Raw genomic sequence first — 4,490 nt, 5'->3', positions numbered from 1 at the left:
ACGAAATGCCCTGTCCACACAACGAAATCTCGATTGTTCAGCGTAGCCAACAGCAGTCTGCGGTTGCCGCCGCTGCCTACCAGAGCGGCGAAAAGCTGTTCTGTGAATACGACCAAGAAGTGAAGCACTACCCAGAAAAGCGAGGTATCGTCCACAATGAAATCCTGCTCCCGGCAAATGCCCCGCCGGAGTATGCAGACCGCAATACTTTATGGAACGCCGCCGAAGCTGTGGAGAAACAATGGAACTCCCAGCTTGCAAGGCGGTGGGTGCTTACCATTCCCAGAGAGATACCGCCCGACCAGTACGCTGTCCTTGTCCGGGAGTTCTGCCAGCAACAGTTTGTTTCCAAAGGCATGATTGCTGACTTTGCCATCCATGACCCCCACCCGCCGGGACACAATCCTCACGCCCATGTCCTGCTCACTATGAGGGCAATGGACGAACATGGGAAATGGCTTTCCAAGAGCCGCAAGGTTTATGACCTTGACGAGAACGGGGAACGGATAAAGCTGCCATCCGGCAGGTGGAAAAGCCACAAGGAGGATACGGTGGACTGGAACGACCAGAAGTATTGTGAAATCTGGCGGCATGAATGGGAGGTCATCCAGAACCGCTATCTGGAAGCCAATGACCGCCCGGAGCGTGTGGACTTGCGTTCCTATGCCAGACAGGGGCTTGATATTATCCCTACTGTCCATGAGGGTGCTGCTGTCCGGCAGATGGAAAAGCGAGGTATCCAGACGAATATCGGCAACCTGAACCGGGAAATCAGAGCCGCCAACCGCCTGATGAAGTCCATCCGGCAGCTTATCCAAAACCTCAAAGGCTGGATTACCGAGCTGGGAGAAAAACGGAAAGAACTGCTTGCACAAAAGGCGGCGGAGGAAGCAACACTTCTTCCCAATCTGCTGATGAAGTATATGGAGATACGAAAGGAAGAACGGAAGGACTGGACAAGGGCTGGACAGAACCGGGGGACTTCACAGGACTTAAAGGCAGTCAGCGAAGCCCTGTCCTATCTCCGGCAAAAGGGGCTTTCCACTGTGGAGGACTTAGAAGCGTTTCTGGAATCTTCCGGGAAATCAGCCGCAGATTACCGCAATCAGATGAAGCCAAAGGAAGCCCGAAGCAAAGTGATTGACGGGATTCTTGCCAGCCGGACAGACTGCAAAGAATGTAAGCCTGTCTATGAGAAGTACCAGAAGATATTTTTCAAGAAAACAAAGGAGAAATTCAAACAGGAACACCCGGAGGTTGCCCGATATGCGAAAGCCGCCGCCTACCTTGCCAAGCACCCGGACGATAAGGACAGCACCCAAAAGGAACTGCAAGAGGAGCAGGAAACGCTTCTCAGCGAAATCGCAGAACTGAAAGTACCGCTGACCGAGGTACAGGAGGATTTGAAGAAGCTGCGGGACATCCGCTACTGGGTACGGAAAGCCACCCCCGGCACAGAAGAAAGCAAAGAGCCGCCCAAGAAGCAGCCCATCAAAGAAGTCTTGCAGGATAAGGCAGACGAGAAAAAAGCACAAAGAACTGCCCCGGAACAGACGAAACACAGACAACAGGATATGGAACTTTAACAGGCACTTGCCATTTTCAATCAGAGAATGTCAGGTGCTTTTCTTTTTTTCAAGGAGGGATAGATTTGAATGTATTTGAAGCTGTGAAGCAGTCCGTCACAACCAGACAGGCTGCGGAGCATTATGGAATTCATGCAGGGCGGAACGGGATGGCTTGCTGCCCGTTCCATCATGATAAAACCCCAAGCATGAAGCTGGATCGGCGTTACCACTGCTTCGGCTGCGGTGCGGATGGGGATGTGATTGATTTTGCCGCCGCCCTGTATGGGCTGGGAAAGAAAGAAGCCGCCGTACAGCTGGCACAGGACTTCGGGCTTTCCTATGAGGACTGGAAACCGCCGGGAAAAGCAAAAAAGCCTAAGCCCCGGCAGAAATCCCCGGAGGAACAGTTTCAGGAAGCAAAAAACCGCTGCTTCCGTATTCTTGCCGATTATCTCCACCTACTCCGAGTGTGGAGAAAGGAATATGCCCCGCACTCCCCGGAGGAAGTCTTTCATCCCCGGTTTGTGGAAGCCTTACAGAAGCAAGACCATGTGGAATATCTGCTGGATGTGCTGCTGTTCGGGGAAACAGAGGAAAAAGCGGCTTTGATTACGGAATACGGAAAGGATGTGATACAGCTTGAACAGCGAATGGCAGAGCTTGCAGCCGCAGACGCAGCAAGAACTAAAAAACACCATGAACGCCATGAACGCCATGCAGCCACCCCAGAACATTGAGGAAATCAAGGCGGGGCTGGAAACTACCGAGAAAGGCGGTGTCCGTCAGAGCATACGGAACTGTCTGACCGTATTCCAGCGTGACCCGCTGCTTTCCGGGGCTATCGCATACAACATCCTAACTGACCGCAAGGACATCATAAAGCCCATCGGCTTCCACAGAGAAAGCACCGCCCTGAATGATACGGATATGAAGTATCTGCTTCTCTATCTGGAAGAAACCTACGGGCTTACCAATGAGAAAAAGATTGATAACGCCATCGGGATTGTGGCGAATGAAAACAAGTACCATCCCATCCGGGACTACCTAAGTGCCCTTGTGTGGGACGGGACAGAACGAATCCGTTTCTGTCTGCGGCACTTTCTGGGGGCTGACGCAGACGATTACACCTATGAAGCGTTGAAGCTGTTCCTGCTGGGTGCAATCTCACGAGCCTTTCAGCCGGGGTGCAAATTTGAAATCATGCTCTGTCTGGTAGGCGGTCAGGGGGCTGGCAAGTCCACTTTCTTCCGTCTGCTGGCAGTCCGGGACGAGTGGTTCTCCGATGATTTGCGGAAGCTGGACGATGACAATGTGTACCGTAAGCTGCAAGGTCACTGGATTATCGAAATGTCGGAAATGATGGCAACCGCCAACGCCAAGAGCATTGAGGAAATCAAGTCATTTTTAAGCCGGCAGAAAGAGGTTTACAAGATACCCTATGAAACCCACCCGGCAGACCGCCCCCGTCAGTGCGTGTTTGGCGGCACTTCCAATGCCCTTGACTTCCTGCCCCTTGACCGTTCCGGCAACCGCCGCTTTATCCCCGTCATGGTGTACCCGGAGCAAGCCGAGGTTCACATTTTGGAGGACGAAGCTGCTTCCAGAGCCTATATCGGGCAGATGTGGGCGGAAGCGATGGAGATTTACCAAAGCGGCAGATTCAAGCTGGCTTTCAGCCCCACCATGCAACGGTATCTCAAAGAACACCAGCGGGATTTTATGCCGGAGGACACCAAAGCCGGAATGATACAGGCGTATCTTGATAAGTACACCGGGAGCATGGTCTGTTCCAAGCAGCTTTACAAGGAAGCCTTGAACCATACCTTTGACGAGCCGAAGCAATGGGAAATCCGGGAAATCAACGAGATTATGAACCAGTGCATTACCGGCTGGCGGTACTTCCCGAACCCAAGAATGTTTTCCGAATATGGCAGACAAAAGGGCTGGGAGCGTGAAAACCCGGCAACGGACTCCGGCAACCCGTCTGAAAAAACGATGGATGGTTTTGTGGAGGTCACAGAACAGATGGAGCTTCCATTCTGAAAATGACAGCCCGTTGCACCCCCTGTTGCTATCCCGTTGCCGAGCCGGTTGCCGGGGAAAACCCCTTATTTCCGGGCTTTTCTCCCTTATAACAACCAAAACAACAGAAAAATAAAAGAAAAGTATAAATAGTAATCATCGCCAGATTGAGATTGTTTGCAAGGTCTTTTGAAGCCCGTTGCCGGACTTCGTTGCCGACACCCTCTGTCTGGCTATTTTCATGTATGGAGGATAACTGCCTATGGCAAAAAACAAAACAGAGATTCATGTGACTACTGTGTTTGACGGGGAGCTTGACGCCACCGATGTGTTCGTCAGCCTGATTTCCCAGAAATATGGAAAGACAAATTCAAAAGAATATCTTGCTAAAAAGAAAGATATAAGTTATAATGAAGATGAGGTTCAAAAGAGCCAGATACCGTCTGGATTGTGTGGGTAAATGGCTATGATGAACGAAATGGAATACAGAACAATCGGTTCGGCACTTGCCGGGGGCTATCGTGCAGCGGTCTATTGCAGGCTGTCAAAGGACGATGACCTGCAAGGCGAAAGTGCCAGTATCGCAAACCAGCGTGATATGCTGGAAAAATACTGCGAAAAGCAGGGATGGGAGGTTGTGGCAGTCTATCAGGACGATGGCTTCACAGGTCTTAATATGGAGCGTCCTGATTTACAGAGAATGTTGAGAGCCATTGAGCGCAGGCAAATCAACCTTGTCATCACGAAAGACCTCAGCCGACTGGGGCGGAACTATCTGCAAACCGGGCATTTGATTGAGGACTTTTTCCCAAGAAACGGTGTCCGCTATATCGCCATGAATGACGGTATCGACACCCTGCGGGATAACAACGATATTGCCCCGTTCAAGAATATCCTGAA

Annotated in this window: 6 protein-coding genes; 5 read left to right on the top strand and 1 reads right to left on the bottom strand. The window is 51.3% G+C overall.

Annotation, left to right across the window (positions count from 1 at the left end):
- Window positions 1-5: 5 nt before the first annotated feature.
- The 3 genes from mobQ (at window position 6) to ACESZP_RS17740 (ending at window position 3,611) form a co-directional block, all read left to right on the top strand.
- Window positions 6-1,586, top strand: coding sequence for a MobQ family relaxase (mobQ, locus tag ACESZP_RS17750; RefSeq protein ID WP_499709928.1), 1,581 nt, complete (start codon window positions 6-8; stop codon window positions 1,584-1,586).
- Between the two features lie 65 nt (window positions 1,587-1,651).
- Window positions 1,652-2,305: a CHC2 zinc finger domain-containing protein gene (locus ACESZP_RS17745; protein WP_499709925.1), complete on the top strand. Its 654-nt coding sequence runs from the start codon at window positions 1,652-1,654 to the stop codon at window positions 2,303-2,305.
- Window positions 2,274-3,611 carry a virulence-associated E family protein gene (locus tag ACESZP_RS17740; RefSeq protein ID WP_499709927.1) on the top strand — a complete coding sequence of 446 codons (1,338 nt, stop codon included), beginning with the start codon at window positions 2,274-2,276 and terminating at the stop codon, window positions 3,609-3,611. The genes ACESZP_RS17745 and ACESZP_RS17740 overlap by 32 nt, the downstream gene beginning before the upstream one ends.
- 28 nt (window positions 3,612-3,639) lie before the next feature.
- On the opposite strand, the gene ACESZP_RS17735 is transcribed toward ACESZP_RS17740, so the two are convergent.
- Window positions 3,640-3,879 carry a hypothetical protein gene (locus ACESZP_RS17735; RefSeq protein WP_004612762.1) on the bottom strand — a complete coding sequence of 80 codons (240 nt, stop codon included), beginning with the start codon at window positions 3,877-3,879 and terminating at the stop codon, window positions 3,640-3,642.
- Between ACESZP_RS17735 and ACESZP_RS17730 the strand changes: the two genes are divergently transcribed.
- Both ACESZP_RS17730 and ACESZP_RS17725 read left to right on the top strand, forming a co-directional pair.
- Complete coding sequence (locus ACESZP_RS17730; protein WP_097776279.1) at window positions 3,853-4,050, top strand: hypothetical protein; 198 nt, start codon at window positions 3,853-3,855, stop codon at window positions 4,048-4,050. The genes ACESZP_RS17735 and ACESZP_RS17730 overlap by 27 nt on opposite strands.
- A partial coding sequence (locus ACESZP_RS17725) for a recombinase family protein (protein ID WP_499709923.1) occupies window positions 4,051-4,490 on the top strand: 440 nt, incomplete at its 3' end. It abuts the gene before it with no gap.

Source organism: Candidatus Dorea massiliensis AP6, from assembly GCF_964245105.1.
Taxonomy (GTDB): domain Bacteria; phylum Bacillota; class Clostridia; order Lachnospirales; family Lachnospiraceae; genus Laedolimicola; species Laedolimicola intestinihominis.
The sequence above is the reverse complement of the archived record's forward strand: the minus strand, read 5'-3'. Positions and strand labels throughout refer to the sequence as shown.